Origin of the sequence: Pedobacter polysacchareus, from assembly GCF_019802255.1 — a bacterium.
Classification (GTDB): Bacteria; Bacteroidota; Bacteroidia; order Sphingobacteriales; family Sphingobacteriaceae; genus Pedobacter; species Pedobacter polysacchareus.
This window is the reverse complement of record NZ_JAHYSS010000003.1, coordinates 464,691-489,405: the sequence shown is the minus strand read 5'-3', so window position 1 is coordinate 489,405 and position 24,715 is coordinate 464,691. Positions and strand designations below refer to the sequence as shown.

The 24,715-nt window shown below is 41.4% G+C and carries 14 protein-coding genes; 11 read left to right on the top strand and 3 right to left on the bottom strand.

Annotated features, from left to right (window positions below; all coding sequences use genetic code 11):
• Positions 1-95 precede the first annotated feature (95 nt).
• Entirely contained in the window at positions 96-383 is a 288-nt protein-coding gene (locus tag K7X70_RS09760; protein WP_222536878.1) for a hypothetical protein, read from the top strand.
• 23 nt (positions 384-406) lie between these two features.
• On the opposite strand, the gene K7X70_RS09755 is transcribed toward K7X70_RS09760, so the two are convergent.
• Positions 407-1,000, bottom strand: coding sequence for a DUF4136 domain-containing protein (locus K7X70_RS09755; RefSeq protein ID WP_222536877.1), 594 nt, complete (start codon positions 998-1,000; stop codon positions 407-409).
• 496 nt (positions 1,001-1,496) lie between these two features.
• Between K7X70_RS09755 and K7X70_RS09750 the strand changes: the two genes are divergently transcribed.
• The 10 genes from K7X70_RS09750 to K7X70_RS09705 all read left to right on the top strand — a co-directional run bounded on the left by K7X70_RS09750 (position 1,497) and on the right by K7X70_RS09705 (position 21,531).
• A complete protein-coding gene (locus tag K7X70_RS09750) occupies positions 1,497-4,565 on the top strand; it encodes a SusC/RagA family TonB-linked outer membrane protein (protein WP_222536876.1) in 3,069 nt (1,022 codons plus the stop codon).
• 18 nt (positions 4,566-4,583) lie between these two features.
• On the top strand, positions 4,584-5,936 hold the full coding sequence (locus K7X70_RS09745; RefSeq protein WP_222536875.1) for a RagB/SusD family nutrient uptake outer membrane protein: 1,353 nt from the start codon (positions 4,584-4,586) through the stop codon (positions 5,934-5,936).
• A gap of 46 nt (positions 5,937-5,982) precedes the next feature.
• Positions 5,983-9,144 carry a SusC/RagA family TonB-linked outer membrane protein gene (locus K7X70_RS09740; RefSeq protein ID WP_222536874.1) on the top strand — a complete coding sequence of 1,054 codons (3,162 nt, stop codon included), beginning with the start codon at positions 5,983-5,985 and terminating at the stop codon, positions 9,142-9,144.
• A 5-nt stretch (positions 9,145-9,149) separates the two neighbouring features.
• Entirely contained in the window at positions 9,150-10,637 is a 1,488-nt protein-coding gene (locus K7X70_RS09735; RefSeq protein ID WP_222536873.1) for a RagB/SusD family nutrient uptake outer membrane protein, read from the top strand.
• Positions 10,638-10,663: 26 nt separating this feature from the next.
• Positions 10,664-11,443, top strand: coding sequence for a DUF4843 domain-containing protein (locus tag K7X70_RS09730; RefSeq protein ID WP_222536872.1), 780 nt, complete (start codon positions 10,664-10,666; stop codon positions 11,441-11,443).
• Positions 11,444-11,459: 16 nt separating this feature from the next.
• A complete protein-coding gene (locus tag K7X70_RS09725; protein WP_222536871.1) occupies positions 11,460-13,133 on the top strand; it encodes a PKD-like family lipoprotein in 1,674 nt (557 codons plus the stop codon).
• A gap of 62 nt (positions 13,134-13,195) precedes the next feature.
• Positions 13,196-15,688, top strand: coding sequence for a zinc-dependent metalloprotease (locus K7X70_RS09720; protein ID WP_222536870.1), 2,493 nt, complete (start codon positions 13,196-13,198; stop codon positions 15,686-15,688).
• Between the two features lie 33 nt (positions 15,689-15,721).
• A complete protein-coding gene (locus tag K7X70_RS09715; protein ID WP_222536869.1) occupies positions 15,722-18,244 on the top strand; it encodes a zinc-dependent metalloprotease in 2,523 nt (840 codons plus the stop codon).
• A 70-nt stretch (positions 18,245-18,314) separates the two neighbouring features.
• A complete protein-coding gene (locus K7X70_RS09710; protein ID WP_222536868.1) occupies positions 18,315-19,715 on the top strand; it encodes a TlpA family protein disulfide reductase in 1,401 nt (466 codons plus the stop codon).
• 34 nt (positions 19,716-19,749) lie between these two features.
• Positions 19,750-21,531 carry a TlpA family protein disulfide reductase gene (locus K7X70_RS09705; protein WP_222536867.1) on the top strand — a complete coding sequence of 594 codons (1,782 nt, stop codon included), beginning with the start codon at positions 19,750-19,752 and terminating at the stop codon, positions 21,529-21,531.
• Between the two features lie 89 nt (positions 21,532-21,620).
• Here the strand turns inward: K7X70_RS09705 and K7X70_RS09700 are convergent, their stop codons facing one another.
• Positions 21,621-22,604 carry an AraC family transcriptional regulator gene (locus K7X70_RS09700; protein ID WP_222536866.1) on the bottom strand — a complete coding sequence of 328 codons (984 nt, stop codon included), beginning with the start codon at positions 22,602-22,604 and terminating at the stop codon, positions 21,621-21,623.
• A 213-nt stretch (positions 22,605-22,817) separates the two neighbouring features.
• The gene (locus K7X70_RS09695; protein WP_222536865.1) at positions 22,818-24,503 is read right to left on the bottom strand and encodes a tetratricopeptide repeat protein; all 1,686 of its coding nucleotides are present in this window, start codon (positions 24,501-24,503) and stop codon (positions 22,818-22,820) included.
• Positions 24,504-24,715 lie beyond the last annotated feature (212 nt).

Here is a 24,715-nt window from a genome sequence, read left to right as displayed (position 1 = left end):
ATTGTTAGTTCGCTAAAGGTTCCTTGCGCGTTTAATTTTGAGGTGCTGAAACTACTTGCTGCTAAGATTGTTTTTCTAGTACCAAAAATAATATCATGGATCCATTTAATATAATGATCACCATCGGAAATGAGAAACTGGATTTAAACATTCATCCAGAGGAAGCAGGCAGCTATAAAATAATCTACCATGGCGCACTTGTTGGAGAGATTTTTATGGGGCAGGGAGAAAGTTGGGAGGCCATCTCCGCGGATGACCTGGATCCCTTTCCGCATCCAATTTATAAATATGATGAAACCTCAGGACATGCGGGGATTTTGCTGGAACAGGACGTGGTGCAGCAAATCGGCGAGCAAATCAAAATTGCAACCAATAGAATATAGTAGGATGAATCAACTGCGGACGACTAACGAAATTCTGAGGGAAACTTCTTGAATATATTGCTGACTACTTGCGGCAAGTCATTCACTGCCTTCTCAGGATTATCTACCAGTCCCTCAGCCCAGCCTCTCCAGATGACCTTAGATGTTTTACGATCTATGAGATCAATGATAATGCTGCCTTTTTTTACAGTTATTCTTCTTGGACTGCTGCCAACATATATTGGAAAAGGGCTGTAGTAGTTGTAATAGTAAGCTGACCTGCCCCAGTAATAGCCCATTCTAGAACCGATTCCCCATGGGGAATAGTAATAAACAGGCTCGTCATATATCCTGGTTTCCCGGTTTACAATCGCTGTATATCGAACCAATAAGTCGGGTTTTTTATTGTTCATTGTTAAGCCCCTTTGGTTCAGTTCCTGACTGGCTGTTTCTACAATCCGGTCCGTAGCAATGTCGTTATTATAGACGTTTGTGGTTTTAGACTGGCCTTCAGGAATCCAGGCATAGGTTTTATAACCTGTGTTCAGTGGTTGATTACTCACTGAATAGTAGGTGTAAGGCGAACAGGCAGTCAGCACGGCCAACAATGCCAGTACTACAAATAGTTGCTTTTTCATTTTGATGTGTATTTAAATAAAGTAGAAAATACCCATGCCTGATTTTTACATTAATTTACGAAATTTTTAGGGCTAATTAGGAAGCTGAAAGTAGGAATTACATAGCAATGACGGTAGGGAAAACAAAAGGAAGGCCAGAAAAAAACGAGACCCATTTATAGCGGCTTCGTTTCTGTTGTAGGTCAAAGGATGTCCCTGCTGTTTTGTGCTTAAAATTATATGATAAAGTGTAATCGGTTGCCTCATAGTGTACTGAATATATCATATTGATAATTTCTGTAGATAAATTGGATTTTGAATAAATTCAGTGCTATTTATTGCTTTAAAGCATATTTGAGACTGCCGGTATAGCCTGTACTTTATCCACTGTTTTCAAAGTATAATCCAGTCATTTCCCGTGATTCTCCATTCCATTTTATTGTCTGGTAGTATATTTTTGGTATTTCAATAGTGTTTTAAAACCTATTCAAACTAACCTATACCAACCAACTATTCAATGAAACTAAAAGTGTTTGGCTTGTTCACTTTGGTAAGTATTTACCTGAGTCCTCAAACAAGTTTTGCTCAACAGCAAGATCCAAAAATCGCGAAAAAAGTTGTGGACAACTCTCCGCAAAATCCAGAGGTCGTTATTAGTGTGAAGGACCTGGACAACCTGACTTTAGTGGATAGCGTGAGGGTACGGATCGGTTTACAGACAAACTATACCTATAGCGGGATTACCGTTTTTGAAAATCTTGATAAAGATTCAGTCGTCGTTTTCAGTAAACCTGGCTATTATGGATTAGTGAAAAAGCTGAGCAGGGGCACGATGTCTGTTTTTCTGCAGAAAAGTACCGAAGCAGCAGATGGTTCCATTGTAAACACTGGTTTTTACAGCAGACCGAACGCCTTGTTCTCAGGAGCTGCAGTTACCATTAGCGGAGAAGAGCTGCGCAGGGTCAATGTCATTAATGTATTTGACGCCTTGAAGTATTATGTGCCCTCACTGGTGGTTTCCAGAAGTAACCTGCAGGGCGGAGATCCAAATGCAATTCCTGAAATTAGGTTAAGAGGCACAAATACCTTTCCATATGCGGCTGCTATTGTCAACAATGGAACGGCTAAGGCTGGCGTACAGCTAGCGCCATCTTCAGGGGATTACATCGCCGCAAATATACTTTCATCGGGTAGCCCGGTAGTGATCATGGACGGTAATCAGGTGAGCCTGCAAACTGCCTTGGATTATGACATCAACAGAATCCACAGTGTAACTGTGCTAAAAGATGCGGTGGCCACTGCAAGTTATGGGATGCGTGGAGGAAACGGTGTGATTGTAATTCAAACCCTAAAGCCTCAAAGAGGACTTTTAAATGTAGGCATCGTTTCGGAGCTGCAAATTGCCTCAGCAGATCTCTCTTCTTACAAGCTCCTAAATGCTAAAGAGAGACTTGAACTGGAAAATAGGGCAGGTTTTTATGCCGGCGACCTACAGCCACTGTATGAGAAACGCTATGATCAGGCCTATAATAAAGGGATAAATACCAATTGGTTGGAAATTCCATTACGAGAGGGGATTGGAATGAAACATTCCCTGAACCTTAGTGGTGGAAATGATGATATGGTATACAGTGTAAGTGCTGCTTATAATGATAAACAGGGGAGCATGAAAGGTTCCTTTAGAAAGACTACTGAATTGGGCGCTTACTTTGGAGGCCGTTTCAAATCATTCTCTTTTAATAATCAATTTTCTTACCTCTCTGCGTCGGATGCAAATTCAGCCTATGGAACTCTAGCTAACTATGCGAAGCTGAGCCCATATTGGAGTCCATATGATCCGGTTACTGGGAAAATGCAAAAGGTTTTAGAGCAGGTGGCCATCGGAAAGCTGGATACGAGTTATATGAATCCGGCATACAATACTACGCTTGCGACCACAGATGCCGCAAACTATTCCAGGATTAGTAATGTCACCAATATGAGTTTTGTGTTCAACGAAAAATTACAGTTGAATGGAGTGATTGGTATCAATAAACAATTAGATGAACTGAATCACTTTTTACCGCCCAATCATACTGCTTTTGCGGAAGTAGCGGTAGACAACCTCTTTACCAGGGGCTCCTATGATTATACCTCCAATGCATTTTTAAATGTAGAAGGTGGACTGCGCTTACAATACCATAATAAGTTTGGACAGCATGAAGTATTTGCAACCGCAGGTCAAAACCTAATCCAAACCTCGAGCGAATCTACCGGACTAATTGTACAGGGCTTTAATGTGGACCGATTAGCAGATATTGCTTTTGGAATTGGCTATTTAAACAAGAAACCTGATGCAGGTAAAATTGTAACGCGCTATGCTTCCAGCTTTGCCAACTTTGTATATAGCTATGCTGAGCGATATCAGTTAGACCTATCCGGAGCCAACGACATGCATTCGGCAATTGGGGGAAACAGCAATGCCCGCTTCTGGGCTGCCGGTCTTTCCTGGAATGTACAGCGCGAAAGCTTTATGGAACAGCTGACCTGGATCAACCGACTTAAAATCAGAGCGAGTCTTGGCCTGACAGGCAATCAGTATTTTCTTTCTTACCTGAATAGAACTACCTATAATTACTATACCAATCAGCAATACATCCCTGCTGGTAGTGGTTCAGGCATCATTGGTCGTGGTCTGGGCAATTATTTAACAGGTTATGCAAATGATAATTTGCAATCTCCACAAACGCTTAAACAGAATATCGGTTTAGACCTCGCGATGTTTGACAACAGGCTTGCGCTGAGCGTAGATATCTACCAGCAAAAAACAAGCAAACTGATTCTCCCTGATGTTTCTGCGCTTTCTACTGGTTTTGTAAACTATACTTACTATCAGAATTCCGGCAGCATCGCCAACAAAGGGCTGGAGTTTAACGCAGTCGCCAGGATTTATAAATCGACCGCAAACAACCTGAACTGGAACTTCCGCTTAAATGGAATGTGGAACAAGGATAAGGTAACCAAAGTTGCTCCTCATTTATTGCTGCTGAACAAGAATAACAATACCATTGCTGATCAAACCCAGCCTCAGGCTCAATACCTGATCGGTTATTCTCCAACGGCCATCTGGGTCGTAAAATCATTAGGCATCGACCCGCAAACCGGGCAGGAGGTATTCCAGAAAAAGGATGGATCAAGTACCACCATCTGGGATGCAAATGATAAAATCCTGGCAGGGGATCTGCTGCCTGAATTAACAGGTTCATTTGGTACCGATGCCACCTTCAAACAGTTTTCAGCAGGCCTCTATTTTAATTACCAATTGGGCGCAAAAGTATACAGCCAAACGCTGGCAGACCGGTTGGAAATGAAGCGGCCAACCCATGCAAGTACCAGAATGGTACAAAAGGACGACCGCCTTCAGTGTGGCTCCATCATGTTGGGTTACGCCTTGCCTAAAACGCTGGCAAATAGAATCAAAGCTAAAAACATTGGCCTTAGATGTATAGTAAACAATGCTTTTGAATTGGGCGGTGCAGAAATGGAACGCGGGATTTACTACCCCTTCCAGCGCAACTATACTTTCTCTTTAAATGCGAATTTTTAAATGTTCAACATCAGTTTCATGCAAAATTTAAGAACCAAAATAATAGCCATGGCAGGGGTATGTATCCTGCTCAGCACTGCGTCCTGTAAAAAATGGATCAGCAATACACCAGAGCCATTGCAGGTGGATGAATCTGTTATTTTTTCTACAGAAAAAGGATTTCAGGAAGCATTAAATGGAGTGTATCTGCAAATGGGAGCAGAATCCCTTTACGGACGGGATTTGACGATAGGCGTATTGTCCGTACTGGGCAGAAGTTATGACGCAAACCTCAATGAAAATATCGGTGATTTGTTTTATCAAAGTGCCCGCTATAATCTTCAGGATCCATCTTTAAAAGCTTATGCGACTAAGGTCTGGATAAATATGTACCAGTCGATTGCCAACCTGAATAACCTGCTGGTCAATTTGGAAAGTAAGAAAAGTCTGTTTACCGGAAATAATTACCAGAAAATTAAAGGAGAAGCATTGGCTTTGAGAGCGTATTTACATTTTGATTTACTGCGCTTATTTGCTGCAGCCCCGGCTGCCGGAACGCTTTCTGCAGTTGGGATTCCTTATGTCACCAGTATCAGCTCCACAAATATAGCAGCAGGGACAGTAGGGGCAGGATTGGATCAATGCCTGGAGGACTTAAATGCTGCCGAGACTTTGCTGGATCCTAAGGATTTAACCAATTATCGAATCAACAATCTGGTGGTGAAAGGATTGATGGCCCGATTATACTTGTATAAAGGGGATTATAAAAATGCAGCCGCATATTCCAATACGATCATCAAGAGCAATAAGATCGCATTTGCTAAAAATAGTACAGATCTGTTTTTTCCTACTGAACAGCTGTTTAGTCTCTACATTTCTCAGGCACAAACTTTTCATAAAGCCGTATTGGGTGGACAATTAAAATTTGGCCTTTCTGCTGCAGGGCAGACGGAACTATATGCAACAGGGAGTGGCGTAATTGCAGATTGGAGAAAGTCATTTGTGGATCCTTTAACCTCATTAGGAACAGGCTTCCCTTTCATGCCAAGGAAGTTTTCAGCGCTGGGCTCGAAAACCTCATTTCCCATGATGCGTTTAACAGAAATGTATTATATCGCTGCTGAATGTGCCGTAAACGCTACAGATGCAGTAACCGCTACCGCCTTGCTGGATTCGGTAAGAATCCATAGGAACTTACCGAAATACACCTTAACTGCATTGAACTTCGACAGTTTAAACGTAGAGATCAGGAAAGAATACCAAAAAGAGTTTATCGCTGAAGGACAACTGTTTTTCTTTTTCAAAAGGAAGAATATGCCATTCCGATCCTTGCCATTTACCACTGTTCCGGTAGATGCCAATGCTACTTATGTTTTTGTGAAGCCTGAGTAATTTTTCTAAGCCTAAGATTTCAAAAATAACCTGACAAACGATCCATATGATTCGCAATTCTAAAATATTAAATAACAGCTACAGCGCTAAAAATCTGTTCTTGCTGCTGTTGCTAAACCTGCTGTCGACAGCCATTTTTGCACAAAATGTGGCGGTACGTGGTACGGTAAATGACGAAACCGGAAAGCCAGTCCCAGGCGCAATTGTGCAGCTGATGGGGACAAATAACACCACACAGACGACAAAGGAGGGGACATTCGAACTGAAAAACGTTCCAGCGAAATCTACCCTGAGAATTTCATATGTGGGTCTCAAGGCAGAATATGTGCTCTTAAAACCCGGACAAAAAACAGTCACTGTAAACCTGAAACCTGTGATCACTAATTTGGCCGAGGTCACGATAAATAACGGTCTGTATAAAAGACCAACTGGAAACTTTACCGGAGCTGCCAAGGCTTATACTGGTGAGGAATTGAAAATGGTGAACCCCCGTAATGTAATACAGGCGCTGGCAGTTATTGATCCATCGGTTAGGCTGACTGAAAACAACATCCTGGGGAGTGATCCCAATCAACTGCCCATCATCCAGATCCGTGGACAAAATAATTTGCCGGTAACTGGTGCATCAGGTTCCACACCGGTATCTAACGGAGATATGATGTCCAGTTATTTGTCTAATCCAAATGAACCCCTGATCATTTTAGACGGCTTTCAAACCACCATGCAAACCATCTACGACATGGATATTAATTTAATTGCCAGCATTACCGTATTAAAAGATGCCGCTGCAACGGTTGTGTATGGTTCAAAAGCTGCAAATGGGGTCATTGTGGTAGAAACCAAACAACCGGTTTCAGGGAAAATCAGAGCCACCTATTCCGTGAATTTCAATATTGAATTACCGGATTTGTCCTCCTATAATTTACTGGATGCAGCAGGTGTCCTGGAAGCGCAGCGCCTTGCAGGGATCTATTCCGATGAAAATCATTTTAATGACCTCGCAAAGAAACAGTGGTACAATTACCGCTTAAATAACGTGAAAAGTGGTGTCAATACCGATTGGCTCGCCCAGCCTATACAGATAGGTGTAGGTACAAATCACAGTTTGTCGCTATCAGGAGGTGCAGGGTCCCTGCGCTATGGCCTGAGTCTGAACTACAATAAATCTGAAGGGGTGATGAAAGCATCCACCCGTAAGCGCTATTCCTTAAATTATAACCTTTCTTATTCAGTTAAGAAAATCAAATTTGACAATAGGATTTCCCTTGGCTATTCCAAAGGAAATAACACTCCTTGGGGAAGTTTTAGAGATTATACCACGCAATTTCCTTATTTCAGAAATAGAGATGAAGCTGGAAACCTGATCAAGATCCTGGAACCAACCGCTATAGATTTAGGTTTTGATGGTTCAGCACCAGGTGGAATTATGACCAATCCAATGTACAATTCTACACTGAACTCCAGGAGTTATTCTGCCAATCTGAACATCACCAACAACACCAATGTGGAATGGACAGTGACCGATGATTTTCAAATCAGGGGTAGTTTAGGCTGGACCAGGAACCTGCCGGAGTCAGAAACCTTTTACCCTGCAGACCATACTATATTTTCGGGTAGCCTTGCTACATTTCCAGAGTTAGGTACCTATACTCAATTGAGGGGGACAAATGATGCTATCGATGGTAAGATCAATGCGAATTATCATAAAACATTAGGTAAACATACCATATTTGCTTCCCTGGGCGGCGCATTACAGAAAACAACCAGTATAAGCACACAGGTAGGAGTGGCCGGTATCCCAAATGATTACCTGGACGAATTAGGAATGGCCAATGGCTATGGTTTATCCAACCTGAAGCCAACTTCCATTAAGAATCTTACCAAAAGTCTTTCCAACTACCTGAGTTTAAGCTATAATTATGCAGATCGGTATACTGCCGAATTTACGATCAATCAAAGTGGTTCTTCTCAGTTTGGTACCAATAATAAACTAGCGCCATTTTATGGTGGTGGTCTGGCCTGGAATATCGGAAAGGAGTCCTTCTTTAAACAGAATGACATCATTCAGTCTGCAAAATTACGAGCAAGTATCGGGATCACAGGGAACCAAAACTTTTCCCCTTACATGTCTCAGCAGGTGTATCAGTATAGCTTTACCAATAATTACCGATTGCAATTGGGTAGTTTATTGAACAATTATGCCAATCCTGATTTGAAATGGCAGCAAACCCTGAAGAAAAACCTAGGCTTATCATTAGGATTGTTGAATGGTAAATTAAATGCTTCCGTAGAGTTATACCAGGAAACAACAGACAATTTGATTTTGCCTCTAGAGGTGGCACCTTCCACAGGATTTGTGAATTATCAGGACAACCTTGGGGGGACAAAAAATCAAGGTTATGAGGTGTCAATTTCCGCACCGCTGATCAAGAATGTGAAAAGAAATATATTCTGGACCGTAGGGTTCAATACCGGACATTATACCAATGTCATTACCAGATTGTCGCCGGCTATTGATGCCATCAATAAAGCCAATAACATCACAAATGATCCTAAGATTTCTCAGAAATCACCATTGCCACGCTTTGTAGTCGGTGAATCCATGACCAGGATCTGGGCGGTTCCTTCACTGGGGATTGATCCGGCAACAGGTAAAGAGGTATTTGTGAAATTAGATGGCAGCAGAACTTTTGTCTGGGATGCCTTAGATAAAAGACCTATCGGTGATGCAACCAGCAAATTTAAAGGGGGCATGTCTTCCAACTTTACCTATAAAAATTTCGTGCTGAACTTCAACCTGCTCTTCCAAACGGGAGGCTATATGTACAATCAGACGTTGATTGACAAGGTTGAAAACGTTGATCTTTTATTTGGTAATGCCGATGCAAGGGTATTGACAGAACGCTGGAAACAACCCGGTGATCATGCCTCTTTTAAATCACTGATTTCTGGTCCAAATGCCGGACTTCAGGTCACCAATGCGACTTCCCGTTTTGTTCAGAAAAATAATTACCTGGAAATCTCCAGCATCACTGTAGGCTATAATTTCCCGGCAACTTTAAGCTGGGTAAAAGCATCGCGACTTTCTGCACCACGATTAATGATCACCCAAAACAATTTAGCCCGTTTTGCCACCATAAAAACAGAGCGGGGAACAGGCTATCCCTTCTCCAGAAGTTTCAGTTTTGGCCTTTCTACTAATTTCTAAATATTATGTCCAACCATATGATTACTCCACAAAAAGACCGTCGGAATACATTGCTGAATTACAGTGGTGTTGCTTTGTTGCTGCTCAGCTTATTGGGCATGAGCGGATGCGCAAAGTTTCTGGATTTACCTCCAAGGGATAAATTCCCTCAGGATGTGTTGTTTAATGATGAACAGGGATTTATTGATGCACTTACCGGAGTATATCTGGGCATGGATAAACCTAATAATGGGGGGACACAAGGTTTATATACCAATAACCTGAGCCTCGGAATGTTGTCGGTCATGGCAAACAACTATACCAATGCCCAAAATTCAACTTTAGCCAGTAGTCTTTATGCCAATACTTCCCGCTATAGTTATACCGATGCCGGAGTGAAAGCAGAAATTGCCGGGATCTGGGGAGGAATGTATAACAATATCGCCAATATCAATAATTTGTTGCTGCATATCGATAAAAAAAAATCATTGTTTACCAGGGATAATTTTTCCCGGGTAAAAGGAGAAGCATTAGCACTGAGGGCATTGTTTCATTTTGATCTGGCGCGTTTGTACGGTCAGCCGCCCCTAACAGGAGCAACAGAAAAAGCGATTCCTTATGTCACTGAATTCAATATTCAGTCCAAGTCATTTGTGACCTTGAATACCGCATTGGATTCCTGTATCGCAGACCTTCAGCAGGCAAAATCTTTGTTGGCTCAAACGGATACGACCGCCTTAAAAAAGGGGTCCTATGATTTGTTTTCTTCCTATACACAGAACCACATGAACTTTTGGGCCACGCAGGCCTTACTGGCCCGCGTGTATCAGTATAAGGGGGACATCCCAAATGCAAGAACAAATGCAATGGCAGTTATCGGAAGTGGCAAATTTCCTTTAATCGATAAAGATGTAGCGGGGGTTGGAAACGCAATCAGAGACCGTATGTTCTCTCAGGAACTGGTGTTCTCCCTATACAGTACCAGTTTGGCCAAGATAAATGTGAGTACGTTCGATTTACAGAGCGGTTCTTTGCAACTTTCTGCAGCAGGTAAAACCTCACTCTACCTGGGAACAACCGGAAGTGTAGAAGACTTTAGGTATAAATCCTGGTTTGATGCCAATGCTGCCGGCTTGAATGTGCCTTCTAAAATCTTTCAGGATGTTAATTTACCCTATGTAATGCAAAATATCATGCCCCTGATCAGGGTTTCTGAACTGTACTACATCGCGGCTGAATCTGCTGCAGACTTACCTACAGGTTTAGCTTACTTAAATCAGGTGAGAATTAGCAGGGGCCTAAAAGCTTTGACAACCGCCAGCATTACCGATGCGGAAACGCTTTCCAATGAAATCATGAAGGAATATCAAAAGGAATTTATCCAGGAAGGACAGACTTTCTTCTATTATAAACGATTGAATAAAAACCTTTCTGCAGTCACTGGAATCGCTATTGTGCCGCCAGGTGCCTATGTTTTTCCTATCCCGGACAAAGAACAGGAGTACAATCATTAATCGCTGACCACTAAATCAAACAAGATATGCAATCCTTAAAATCTTATTTATTATTATCATTTGTGCTGCTCTTTTTTTCAGGCTGTGAGAAAGATCCTGCTGTTTTTGTGGAAGAAGATGGGCTTTATTTCGCCGCAACTAATGGCAGCTTCTATTATACGTTTGCCAAATATCCCCGTAAACTGGTAGATACCATTCAGATTCCCCTAAATGTTTTTGGAAATGCTGCTCCGGTAGACAGAGTAGTTTCCCTGGAAAAGATAACCTCAGATGAGTTCAATGCGGTGGAAGGCAAACATTTCAAATTTGCTGATCAAGTGATCATCCCCGCGAATGCTTTCAAAGGCACAATTCCGGTAGTCTTTTACCGTACACCAGATTTAGAACTGAACAGCGTAAAGTTTAAGCTGTCGATCAATAAAAATGCTGCTTTTCCAGGTTCAGGTATTACCAGTCAGCAAAGTATAACGGTTAAACTGGGTTATCTCCAGCAGCCAGATACCTGGGGGACTTTAGCCGGGTCGCCTTTTGCAGGGTTTTCAGGCAATTTTGGAACCTGGACCAAAACGAAATATAAATTGATTCTCGATGCATTGTATGATGAGGAGAAAGGAGAGACGATTGCAGAATTTCCGGAAGGAAGTCGTTTTGTAGGTCAGCATCCACCTATTTATGACCAGTACGTAGCCATCGTCAGAAATTATATCCGCATCCATTACCCAGGTAATTATGGAGGAACCGGTGCGGTATTAAGAGATCCGGATGCCAATAATCAACTCATCCTAGTTGGTCCCGCAAACTATTAGTGAAAAAATGAAACACATGAAAAAGACAACCATCACGTTTTTGACTGCCATGATCGCCGCTGTATTTCTCCTAGGCTGCGCTAAAGATAAAGGGAATTATAAGTATCAGGAGCTTAATATACCGAAGATTTCTGCTGACCTTGAATATGTAGACCGGAATGTTTTCATCACCACCGACTCGATAGACCTGAATCAGAATGATAGCCTGAAAGTAAAGCTCAAACTGAGCCAGACCATTGGTACCGCTAATGATTTTGATTACCAATGGTTGATCACTCAATACGTAGCCTCAAATCCGAACCCTCCAGCTTACCACATTGGGAATGGTCCGGAACTCCGTACGAAAATCATTCTGCCCCCGAATTTATATCGGTTGGTGGTGCAGCTAAAAGACAAAAACACAGGTGTTTCCCATTTCAAACATTTTGCCCTTAATGTTTCTGCAGCGCCATGGGGCAATGAAGGCTGGGTCGTATTGCAGGAGCAAGCGATTGATGGTACTGCTGATATTTCGGTAATTACCACCAGAGATGGGGCTGTAAAGGGTAAGGTGTACGACAATGTTTATTCTTTATTTAATCACCATAAACTCCCAAAAGGAACTTTTAAAGTAAATGTAATCAATCATGCCACGGCAACACGTGCCCAAAAGGTGTCTTTTTTCTATCCAAATGGTGGTCAGGAGGTGAGAAATACTGACTTTGCAGATTCTGCTAAAGCGGAGAACTGGTTTTTTGTGGCACCAAATGCGATGAATTTTCAATTGAATGGTTCTGCGGGAGGCAGCGCTTCAGGATGGGAATACCTGATCAATAACAACCAGTTTTCGTACCGACAGGTTTCTGCAACTTCGCTGAAGAATCCGCCGATTTACTTTAATCCGCCTTTTCTCGGCAGCTTTACCTTAAGTCCTTTTGTGATCAATTCCGCCAACAGTGATTCCTATTTTACGCTGTACGACAAAGCCAACCGTTGCTTTTTCCTATTTCGTGTTGAAACCGGAGCATTTGTTCCTTTGCTTCCTGATGTACCTAATCAGCATTTTGTGAAATATACAGGTACAGCAGCTGATTTACACCCTACAACCGGATCAGGCTTTGATTTAAACAACATGAAGCATAATCTAATTTATGCAGAAAATGCACAGCCAATGACAAGTTCTAATGGGTATTGGGATTGCTTTTTCAGAAATGACACCAGAGATAGTACTTTTCTTATTCAGTTTCAACGGTCTACGGTCTATACCAATAATTTTAAAACCGGTCGCTACTTCCTGAAGGAGGCCAATTGCCCGGGCATCAACTCCGCCACTTTATTTGCCATTCCAACCTTTTTGCCGCTGCCCGGAGGCGCATTTTACTATGTGAATAAAAACACCATCTATACCTGTAATGTGAAAAATCTAGCCAGTTCCACTGCCAAGCTGGGATTAACCTTCCCTGCCGGGACGGAGATCAAGGTCATGAAAACATTCAACTCCGGATATGCTGCGGCAAATATCCCTTCCACAGAGGGTAAAGTGCTGATGGTGGCCACGGATGAAAGCGCCAGTGGAGGAGGGCATAAGGTTTATTTCTTTAACCTAAACTCAACAGGTGACATCACTGGATCTCCGGCAAACCCTGCAGACCTGTATACGGGTTTTGAAAAAATTACTGATGTCGTCTTTAAAAAAGCATTGGGCCGATAAATAATAAACACACGATATATAAAACCATAATTAGAATTATCACCATCAATAACTTAAAACTTATGAAGTTAAAATTTGTTCCTTTCCTTTTTGCGCTATTTGCATTTGAGACAGGCTTTGCGCAGGATTCTGCCGCAGTGAAGAAACCGGCAATCGCTAAATTGAAAGCATATAAAGATATCATTTCGGGCAAAGCCATCTCCAAATCAGGTCTGTTTAAAGTTCATAAGGTGGACGACCGCTATTATTTTGAAATTCCTGATTCGGTATTGAGCAGGGAGTTTTTATTTACTACCCGCTTATCGAAAGTGGCAACAGGAAGCCCAAGGTTTGGTGGTGAAATGATGAATGCCATGATTGTCTCTTTTGAGAAAGCACCAAATGATAAGTTATTCGTACGTGCCATCACTAACGTCGCACAAAGTAACGGAACGGATATGATTTCCCGCGCCTTAAGAAATGCGACGATTGATCCGATTATCATGGTGCTGGATTTGAAAGCACGTTCTGTAGACAACCAATCTTCTGTAGTAGAATTTACAGACTTTTTCCTGAAAGACAACTTGATTTCTGGATTCAATGCAGAAGCGAAAAAACAAATGGGAACAGGTGCGCCTGCAGCGGATAGGTCAATGATCCTGTCAATGGATGCCTTTCCAGAGAATATTGAGGTTAAATCCCTGAAAACCTATAGCATGGGTGCAGCAGCACCAAAACCTGGAGAAGGAGCGGAAACAGCAGCACCATCGGCAAGTGTTGGGGTGACTTTTGAAATTAGCAACTCCGTTATGGTGATGCCTAAAAGCCCTTTGGCAGTACAGGCTTTTGACCCCAGGGTAGGTTTCTATTCAGGAAGCTATCAGATCTTTGCTGATGACCAGCAAGAGGTAGATGTGAAGCGTTTTATTGTGCGCAACAGATTGGAAGTGAAGCCCCAGGACATGGCTCGCTATAAAGCCGGAGCCCTTGTAGAGCCAAAAGAACCACTCGTCTATTATATTGATCCGGCTACGCCTAAACAATGGCGCAAGTACATCATTGCAGGGATCAATGATTGGAATGAAGCCTTTAAATCAGCAGGATTTAAAAATGCGATTGTGGGTAAAGAATGGCCGGAAAATGATCCGACAATGAGTTTAGAGGATGCACGTTATCGAGTAGTACGTTATTTCCCCTCAGCCAGTCCATTTACGGTAAACCCTAGATTGAACGATCCCCGTACCGGAGAAATTCTGCAAGCTTATATCGGTTGGTCCCACAGTCAGATTAAAACTTTACATGATTGGTATATGGTTCAGGCAGGAGCCGCAGATCCTAATGGCAGGTCGATGAAGTTTAGTAATGAGCTGATGGGGGCATTAATTCGTGCGCAAATTTCTCGCAACATCGGTTTTACCCTTGGGCTGCGTGAAAACCTGGGCAGCAGTTCTACGATTCCTCTAGCCCAGTTAAGAGATAAAAAATGGTTAGAAAATCATCCGTTTAATCATTCTATCATGGATGTCAATTATTACAACTATGTGGCTCAGCCGGAAGATCAGATTTCAAGAAAAGGATTGATCCCTGGAATTGGCGACTATGATAAATGGGCCATCAAATGGGGCTATACCTATACCGGTGCTCAAGATTTTGAAAGTGACAAGAAAATCCGTCTGAAATGGATTCTTGACCATGTAAAACCTGGTGGTAAATTATGGTTTGGACCAGATCAGAATGTCAATCCAAGTGATCCTATCGATCCGAATGTACAATGGGAAGATTTAGGAAATGATCCGATTAAAGCCAGTGAATATGGCCTGAAAAACTTAAAAGTAGTGATGGCTAACCTGTTAAAATGGACCACCACCAATGACGCTACCTATTACAATACTTCGGATTTGTATTATACTTTATGTGATCAGTTCGCCCTGATCACCCGTCGCGTGTATTCAAATGTTGGTGGCGTTTATACGACCATTAAAAGCATAGAGCAGGAGGGTGATGTATACGCACCAGTGCCGAAAGCCACACAGAAAGCAGCCGTAGAATTTTTAAATAAAGAGTTGTTTAATACGCCATTATGGATTTTTGATCAGCATGTATTGAACAAATTTAGAAAGCCGGCTAAGCGTGAGCAATATCAAAAAATGCAGGACAATGCCTTGAGCTATTTAATCAGTCCTGCCCGTCTTTTCAGAATGAATAATGCAGCGATGCGTTATGGTAAAGCACAGGTATACAGCATCGATGAATTGTTCAGCGATTTAAACAAAGGAATGTGGGCAGAAGTTAAAAACCAACAGCCTGTGGATAGTTATAAACGTGCTTTACAGAAGGCTCAGATCGGTTATATGATTAAATCTGCTCAGGATGGCGATAAACTTCCGGATTTAACTAAACCAGGTTTGGAAGAGTTGGCAGGTACCGATGTACCGGTCATCTTGCGCGCGCATTTGAAAACCATTATGGACCAATGTAATGCTGCTTTACCTGCTTATAAAGATCCTGAAATGGTTGGACACTTAAAATACGTATCGGCAAGAATCGATAAGTTTTTAGATCTGGATAAGAAGTAATTAAATAGCTATTAGAACGATAATATACTGGTAATGAGAACAAAAATAATATATGTTGGCTTATTGGCATTGTGCTGTAATACCTTAATGGCACAAGAAGGCAAGTCCAAGCCTGCCAAGGCGGATACCCTGAAAACCGGGCCTAAGCCAATTAGCTCGATTGTAACGAAAGATACGGAGAGTAAAAATGGAATGATCAACATCCATAAAAACGGAGATAAGTATTACTTTGAGATTCCTGACGCCCTTTTAAAAAGACAATTATTGGTCACCAATTGGTTGGTGACCGTACCTGGTGGCAGTCCTAAGTTTGGCGGTGAGCTGATGAACACGAAGACCATTTGTTTTGAAAAAGGATTTAATGGAAAGTTGCTGCTGCGGGTGATCAGTAATGTGACCCCGATTGATTCGAGCAGCACGATTTCAACCGCAGTACTCAACTCCAATGTGAACCCTATTGCCATGGTTTTTGACATCAAAGCCCAAGGGGAAAAGGGTAAAAGTTCCGTAATTGATGCTACAGACTTTCTGCAAAAAGAAAACTCTTTTACCATGCTGAGTGCTGAGGTGAAATCCAAAATGTCGGTTGGTGCTATGGCAGCAGACAGAAGTTACCTGAAAAGTGTGGCTGCTTACCCTACCAATGTAGAATTGAAAATGCTGCGTACCTATTCGGCTACAGCGGCACCTAGTAAGCCAGGTTTACCAGCGGCATCAACAGAAGCTGCTAAAATTGGTGGAGCGATTACGATGGAGGTTTCTACGTCGATCTTCCTGATGCCAGAAAAACCAATGATGCCTCGCCAGTTTGACCTGCGCGTAGGGTATTTTGCAAACGTATATCAACCAATTTCTGATCAGCAGCAGGATTTTGGAGCGACGACTTTTATTGTGCGCTATCGATTGGAGCCAAAGGCCGAAGATATGGCGAAATACAAGAGGGGAGAATTGGTAGAACCGAAAGAACCGATTGTATATTACCTTGATCCGGCCACTCCAAAACAATGGCGTCCGTACTTAATTGCCGGTATTAACGATTGGAATGAGGCCTTTAAAGCTGCAGGCTTCAAAAATGCCATTATTGGTAAAGAATGGCCTGAAAATGATCCTACCATGAGTTTGGAGGATGCCCGCTATAAAATTCTGCGCTATCTGCCTTCAGATGTTCCTAATGCTTATGGACCGAATATCCATGATCCAAGGAGCGGTGAAATTCTACAAAGTTATGTAGGATGGTACCATAATGTGATGAGCTTAGTGCATGACTGGTACATGGTGCAGGCCAGTCCAAATGATCCTAGAGCTCGTAGCATGAAGTTCAGCGATGAACTGATGGGAGAACTGATCCGCTTTGTCTCTTCTCATGAAATTGGACATACCCTGGGTTTAAGACACAACATGGGCAGCAGCAGTCTGACTCCAGTTGAAAAATTAAGGGATAAAAATTGGGTAGAAGCTCATGGACATACCAATTCTATTATGGATTATGCCCGTTTTAATTATGTGGCTCAACCAGAAGATAATATAGGTCCGGCAGGCATCATGCCGCGCATCAATGATTATGACAAATGGGCCATCAAATGGGGATATACCTATACCGGTGCTAAAAATGACCTGGAGGATAAAAAAATTGTTTCCAAATGGGCAACAGACAGCCTGAAAGCAAATCCAAGGTTATGGTTTGGTGGTGAAGGATTCAACAATGACGGCCGCTGTCAGGCAGAAGATTTGGGCGACAATGCCATGAAAGCCAGTGAATACGGGATCAAGAACCTTAAATATGTATTGGCACATCTTGCGGAATGGACAAAAGAGGACAATGATTTATACAACAATCAAACGAAAATGTACCTGCAGGTGGCCAGTCAATATGGTCGTTATGCCAACCATGTGGTGAAAAATATTGCCAGTGTAGAGGAAACCTTTAAGAATCCTGAAGAGCCTGGTGATATCTATGCATCAGCCCCTGTTGAAAAACAGAAAGAAGCAGTGGCATTTCTAAATCAGCAGGTTTTTGAAACACCCTACTGGTTACTGGATCAAAAGCTGCTCAATAAAATCGGCAGCCCTATTCGTTCCGGTGGCGTGCACACGGTTCAGGATCGCGTAATGGCGCAGTTGTTAACGGATCGCGTGTTCAATACCCTGAACATGATGGAGCAGCGTTTTGGAAAAGAGAAAACCTATTCAGTAAGGGAATATCTGTCGGATTTGAAAGCAGGAGTGTGGTCTGAATTGAAAACAAATAAAGCGATTGATGCTTACCGTAGAGATGTACAAAAAGGATATGTTAATGGCCTTTTACGGTCAATTAAAGAAGCTGAGCTGGGTAATAATCTTTTGGGATTGTTATTTGGTGGCCCCGCTGCGGAAGAGCAGGCACCGGTAACGATCAATACAGATATCGGTTCTGTTTTAGCACTTCATCTGGAAAATCTACGCGATGAGATCTTAACTGCCGCTGAACAGGCTGCCGATCAGGATTCCAAAGCACACTTGTTGTATGTGGCCAATCAAATTAATAAAGGCTTGAAAACCCGTTTTGATGGGAAATAGTCTTAATCGATAACCGCTCAATTTATGCCCTGCCTTTTGGTAGGGCATAAATTAGCTAAAAGAAAATATCATGAAAAAATTACTAGTGTTTTTATTGCTTTGCAGCAGTTGTTTTCTGGAAGTTAAAGCCGCTCCTCCGGCTAAGGCAACTTTAAATTGTACGGTTTATGGGAACAAACAAAGTGGCCTGTTCTTATACGAACTGAAAGATGGCGAAGCACAGAGCCTGGGCTTTGTACGCCCGGATGAAAAAGGAGCGTGTAAATTTACAGTGGAGGTAAAAGAAGGGATTTATTTTTTAAGAAAAGCAGGAGGGAAAGGCTCTACCTTTAACCATAGCATTTACCTGAAAGCCGGAGACCAAAAAAAGGTGGACTTGTATGCCGGCCCACTTTCTTTGGATTACGACAGCTGTATCATTGCACAGCCAAATGCAGAAACACAAGTGCTGGGCCATTGGATGAAAGCATTTAATGACTATGAATACTCTATCATGAATAAAAGCAGGACAGCCGCTCTAAAGTACCGGAGTTTTGAGCAATTCGCAGCTTCTTTTTTGCAGAAAAACAAAACTTCAAACCCCTATTTTAATGCCTGGCTATCGGATAAAGTAGGCACAGATCTTCAATTCCTGAGGGCAGGGAATTTCTTTAATTTTGGAAAAAGGTTAAATGCAGGCTACGACAGCACTGCAGCAGTTCAGGCATTTTATCAGCCATTACAGGATAAAAAGATCATCAATAACCCCGCTTTACTGCGCTCAGAAAATGGAATGCAAATGCTCAATTATGTGTTTGCTTACTGGAAATTTAATCAGGTTAAAAGTGGCAAAGATTTAAACCCTTTCTATTTTGCCGAAAACACAAAATTGATAGGGAATGATGTTGTTAAAGTGGCTTATCTGGCATACATGATGAAAAACATCACGAAGTATGAGGATTTTGTAAAGAATGTACAGCCCTATAAATCGCTGTTTATATCTCCCGATAAGAAAGCGGCTTACCAGAAGCGCTACGAAGACCTTTACCTCTTTGCAGAGGGAACTCCAGGCTATAATTTCGAGCTGAAAGATGTCAATGATCAAGTCCATAGATTATCTGATTTTAAAGGGAAAGTGGTGATCATTGATATGTGGGCCATGTGGTGTGCACCTTGCTTACAGGAAAAGCCTATTATGGGGAAAATCGAACAGGGCTACCATGACCGAAAAGACATCGTATTTATCGGAATTTCTGTAGATGGTTTAAATCGGAAGGACATCTGGAAAGGATTTGTGAAGAAACAAGGCTGGACCAATTTAGAACTTTTGTCGGATGGTTCAAGCTCTATCCATCAGTATTATAAGATTGCAGGGATTCCTCGATTCCTGATTTTTGACAGGCAAGGGAAAATTGTAACTGTAGATGCACCAATGCCTTCAAATCCAGGGTTTAAAAAGTTAATAGATCAGACGCTCGCAGCAGCAAACTAACAGGACAGTCATGAACAGTATTAAAAATAGAATTATGAGACATTGTTTAAGGGAGGGACTCTTTGTCTTTTTTTTCCTGATGTTATCACTGAACGCTTCGGCGCAATCGGAAATGGTAAATATTGCAGGGCTACTTACTCAAAAAAAGAATGCAGAAATTTCCATCTGGACTAAGACTGCAACATCACAACGGATGCTGGCAAGCTATATGCTGGCACCTGAAAGTAACCAGTTTTCTTTTGCAATTCCCTATGATGCCCAGGTTAGTTATCAATTGAGAGTTACCATTTTGAAAATGGGGCATCTGCGGTTAGAAAAGGATTTTGTGGCCAATTTTCCAATCCAATTGAGCCCAAAGCAAAAGCTTCAGTTGAGTCTGAACCCAGCTCAGTTTGTAGATAAAACATCAAAGGGCCTGCTGATTGAAAAACAAAGTCCTAAGTTCTCTACCGCATCCCTTAGCGGAACGCTGACCAATTGGAAACTTGGCGGAGAATTGTCAATTGCAAAAGTAGAAGAAGGGGGGCTCAAAAAAGTTGCCGTCTTTAATGTAGAAAAGGAAAATCCGGCTTTTAGCTTTTTGATTCCCGTAGAAACCGCAGGGTTCTATTATCTGTCGACACCCAGATGGAATAAGCGATTGTACCTGAAGCCAAACGATCAGCTTGCTTTAAGTATTGATGGCGCATTGGGCCAGGAAACAGCATGGACAAAAAACACAGCAGAAAATAAGGTGTTATCTGATTGGGCAGAACTCCTACTTCCCGCTACCGGTTATGGTTATAATTTGGAACAACGACACAAAGCTATCGTTAATCCTGAGGCATTCAGTACCGCTTATCAAGCCTTACAGCCAAAAGTACAGCAGTTTCTAGCGGGTATAAATACCAATAATGCGCAGTTCAATAAGCTGTTCAAAACAGCCGCTCAAATGGACAATAGTTTGCTTGCCTTGCGCTCATTACTCAATCAAGGCGGTCGTAAGCATTTGTTCTGGATGGCTGCTAAAGAGTTTTCAAATGTACCAGCCAGTTACAGCCAGGTCTTGAATCAAAACAAAGTGAATTCAGTTGATTTGTTAGCATTAGGAGAAGGAAATGAATACCTGAACTTATATGCTAAATATAGTCTGAATGGCATGGATGAAGCAAAGAGACGGCAATTGGGCGATGAAGGGAAATTACAAGCCATGATGTCCGCGATTCCAAACGAAACCTTAAAGTCTTTTTTACTAAAGTCTCAGCTGGAAGAACTGAATGTTGCAAATTACAGTGAATTTAAGCGTGTTTTCGAACCCTATAAAAAATACGCTAAGCCACAATCTGTAAAATGGAAATACAATAACGTATTGGAGCAGTTTGCCCCTGATACCGCTTTTATTGGGAAATCAGCTTATGATTTTAGCTTACCAGATGTAAATGGTAAAACAGTATCAATGAAAGACTTTAAAGGTAAAGTGGTGCTGATAGATGTTTGGGCAACCTGGTGCGGTCCTTGTAAAGCACAGATGCCCTTCCTGAAAGAAGTGGAAGAAGCCTACAAAGGAAACAGCAATATCGTTTTTGTGGGCATCTCGGTAGACAGTGAATCTGTAAAACAAAAATGGCTGGACATGATCAAAGACAAAGGTCTGGATGGAATTCAGCTGTTAGACAACTCAGGAAAGTCTTTCGCTAAAAAATACAAGATTGCCGCAATTCCCCGTTTCCTACTGATCGATAAGAAAGGGAACTGGGTGGAAGTGCGCTGTCCTTTACCAGAAGATCAACTTAAACTGAAAGCTTACATTGATCGAGAATTGAATAAAGGAGTTTAATCCCTAATCATAAGCAGCGCTTAAAACAAATGGCCTATATCAGATCTTGATACAGGCCATTGTTTTTTATAGTAATTAGGGGAGGGTATTTAGTAGATCTGGTAATTCTGCTCGGTTTTGAATTTGGAGAGCAGGTCGTTAACAGACCAATTGGAATTGCTAAAGGCAGCAGCTGGTTTTGTGCTTTTAATCTTCAATCCTGCTTTGTATTCTACAGGCGATTTACCTGTAATCTTCTTAAATATTCTGGAAAAGTAAAAGGGATCATCATAGCCCACTTTTTGTGCAATTTCTTTAATGATTAAGGTGTTCTTATTTAACAGCTGACAGGCATACTGGATTTTTAGCCTAATAAAATAATCGATAGGGGAAAGACCAGTCTTTTGTTTAAAAAGCGTTGAATAATGGGAGGAAGAATAATTGAGCTCCTTTGCGATACTCTCCACTGTAAGTGACCTATGTAAATTATCCTTCATAAAGGCAATAGATTGTTCCAGTTGATCCTCATCCTTCTGCACGTTTTGATTCCCTTTATTGAAAAATAAGAGTAGAGAGATCAGGTGGTATAAATTGAGGTTGGCATAACCTATGTTTTCTAATGCGAAACCATCTGATAAACTGGCGTAGATTTTTTGCCAGGTGTTGGTGACCTGATCAGTAAAAGGAAGTGAGGTCGGCTTTTTATATTGCTTTAAATCGAAGTTTGTTTTTAATTCATTGGCCATATGTCCGCTAAAATGTAACCACTGGATAGCCCATGAATGTCCTTGCTCTGCCTGGAAATGATGGGATTGCTCAGGAGACAGCAACATGAACTGATTGGCCTGGAGGCTAAAGACTTCATTTTGTGTTTCACATTGTCCTTTTCCTGCCAGGCAATAAACCAGCACATAATGTGGACAATGGATATTGTTTATGTCATAAGGTTGGGTGCTGGTTGAAAGAGAACCTATTTCCGTAATATAAAGCGCATTCCTAAAAAACTTATTTTTAACATATTCATTGATCACTGTTTCAGGAATGGCAATATGTTTTTTCTCAAAGAAGTCATCTTCGTGTTTAATGTTTCCCATGGTTCTTGAATCTTGTTTGCTGTGGTTTGGTTGGATTTGCTGACCGCTAAATACGGGCTTTAATTTCTGAATCAGCAAAAAACGACCATTACAAAACCACTACAAAACCGCTTTTAATAGGTGTTTTGAGGTGATATTGACACTGCTGCTCGAATTTTCTGAAGAAAGTAGCAATAAAGCGTTCAAGGATGGAATGATATTTAGCGCGGGATGCTATGCCTGATCTAGCTGCGCTAAGAAGATGACTAAGTTCGTATCTGTCCCTGTTAAATTTAATTTTTTACGTAAACGGGTACGGGCAATTTCTATCGACTTTGGACTGATATTCGTAATTGCTGAAATCTCTTTAGTAGTCAGATTCAATTTTAAAAATGCACATAGCCTGAGCTCACTTGGACTGAGATTAGGGAATTTTTCATTCAAAGTAGTAAAGAAATCATTATGGATGTGCTGGAACCTCAGCTTAAATTCATTAAGCAGTTCAGGTTGTAAGTTAGACTGAAGATCCATAATTACTTTCTGAACAGCAGCATGTGACTCTATACCCAGGCTCTCTTTGATGTCTAGTAATTTTTCGGAAATCACATTGATGAGTTCATTTTTTTGAACTAAATGAAGCACCTGTGTGGTCAGCTCTTTGTCTTTTAATTCAATATCCTTTTCGAGGCTCTGTTTCTCTAATTGTAAATGAGCTTGTTTAAGCTGTGACCTCCGTGCTTTGTTTTTTTGCAGAAAATAAAGGAGGGTGATAATCACCAGAGACAATGCAAGGCTGATGGCTATTAGCCAGCTGTATAGGTCCTTCTCCCTTTGCTTGGTTTCCTGCTCGTTCTGCATACGGTCATATTCAAATTGCATTTCCAGCTGGGCAATTTTGCGCGTCCGGGCTTCGTTATAGAGGCTGTCGTTGGTTTCTTTATTGAGCTCTAGGGCAGCCAGTGCTTCTTTAAATCTTTTTTGTTCTTTATAAATCCTGTATAAGTATAAAGAGGATTGGCTGACCATATTCAATGAGCCTAAATTCTGATTTAAACTAGTGATTCTTTTCAAGTAGCTTTCTGCAGCGGCATAGTTTTTCTGGTGGTAATAGTATTGCCCAAGTCTGAAGTTAGAACCTATCAGACCTATCGTATCATTGCTTTTTTTTCTGATCTCCATTCCTTCCAGGAAATGCTGAAGCGCCAATTCATTTTTACCGGTTTTCTCATAAACCAGCCCTTGGTTGTTTAATACATTGGCAATAATTCCCTGATTATTGATTTGTCTACTCAACTTTAAAGCGTCGTTTAGATAAGCCATGGCCTTATCATACTCTTTTATCTCTTTGTAAGTGCCTCCGATGTTATTGAGTAAACCGGCTTTTCTTTCCAGGTTCTTTTTTGTATTTGCAGCTAAATACTCCAATGCCTTGGTATACTTTGCAATGCCATTTTTATAATCACTCTGCAGGATGTTGATATTACCAGCGTTGATGTAAGCGGTAAAAAGTAAGTCAGGATCTGGATTTTTTTGAAGATCATGAATCACTTTAAAGTAAAGCTGTAATGATTTAGGATAGTTTTCGAGGCGGAAATAAACAGTTGCCAGGTTTAAATTTGCCTTATTGATTAAAGAATCTGCGTTTATTTGATGTGCCAGCCGAAGTGATTCCTCGGCGTAGCTTAGTGCTAAGGTAGGTTTGGTCTTGTTGATGAGCTTGGTAAGCTCAGTGGTCATCCGGTATTGATCCTCAATTTTAACGGCAGATTTCAGCAATTTCTTTAGGCTGTCCTGCTTGGATATCTGTGCATTAGTAGTTAAAGAAATACAGGAGAGTATGGCAATAACAACAAAATACCTGCTGAACAAAAGCTGTAGTTTTTCTTTGAGAAAGGCCGTAGAGGGAATTGTAAAAGTCACTAAGTAAAGTTTGGAACTCCTAAAACTACGAATCTTAATTATATTATCCTGACAATAATTTCATTAGGCTTTGAAGTTTTTTGGTTTCATTGATCTCTTATTTAAATCATCTGTTTTTTTATCACATTGTTTTTTTACCTAAGATTCAGATCCCTAGCTAACGAAATTTTGACGGAAACATTGGCACTTAAAATCTTATGTTTGTAACCTAA

Coding starts and splice junctions, on each gene's coding strand:
- K7X70_RS09760 (WP_222536878.1), top strand. CDS start 96: ATGGATCCATTTAATATAATGATCACCATCGGAAATGAGAAACTGGAT.
- K7X70_RS09755 (WP_222536877.1), bottom strand. CDS start 1,000: ATGAAAAAGCAACTATTTGTAGTACTGGCATTGTTGGCCGTGCTGACT.
- K7X70_RS09750 (WP_222536876.1), top strand. CDS start 1,497: ATGAAACTAAAAGTGTTTGGCTTGTTCACTTTGGTAAGTATTTACCTG.
- K7X70_RS09745 (WP_222536875.1), top strand. CDS start 4,584: ATGCAAAATTTAAGAACCAAAATAATAGCCATGGCAGGGGTATGTATC.
- K7X70_RS09740 (WP_222536874.1), top strand. CDS start 5,983: ATGATTCGCAATTCTAAAATATTAAATAACAGCTACAGCGCTAAAAAT.
- K7X70_RS09735 (WP_222536873.1), top strand. CDS start 9,150: ATGTCCAACCATATGATTACTCCACAAAAAGACCGTCGGAATACATTG.
- K7X70_RS09730 (WP_222536872.1), top strand. CDS start 10,664: ATGCAATCCTTAAAATCTTATTTATTATTATCATTTGTGCTGCTCTTT.
- K7X70_RS09725 (WP_222536871.1), top strand. CDS start 11,460: ATGAAAAAGACAACCATCACGTTTTTGACTGCCATGATCGCCGCTGTA.
- K7X70_RS09720 (WP_222536870.1), top strand. CDS start 13,196: ATGAAGTTAAAATTTGTTCCTTTCCTTTTTGCGCTATTTGCATTTGAG.
- K7X70_RS09715 (WP_222536869.1), top strand. CDS start 15,722: ATGAGAACAAAAATAATATATGTTGGCTTATTGGCATTGTGCTGTAAT.
- K7X70_RS09710 (WP_222536868.1), top strand. CDS start 18,315: ATGAAAAAATTACTAGTGTTTTTATTGCTTTGCAGCAGTTGTTTTCTG.
- K7X70_RS09705 (WP_222536867.1), top strand. CDS start 19,750: ATGAGACATTGTTTAAGGGAGGGACTCTTTGTCTTTTTTTTCCTGATG.
- K7X70_RS09700 (WP_222536866.1), bottom strand. CDS start 22,604: ATGGGAAACATTAAACACGAAGATGACTTCTTTGAGAAAAAACATATT.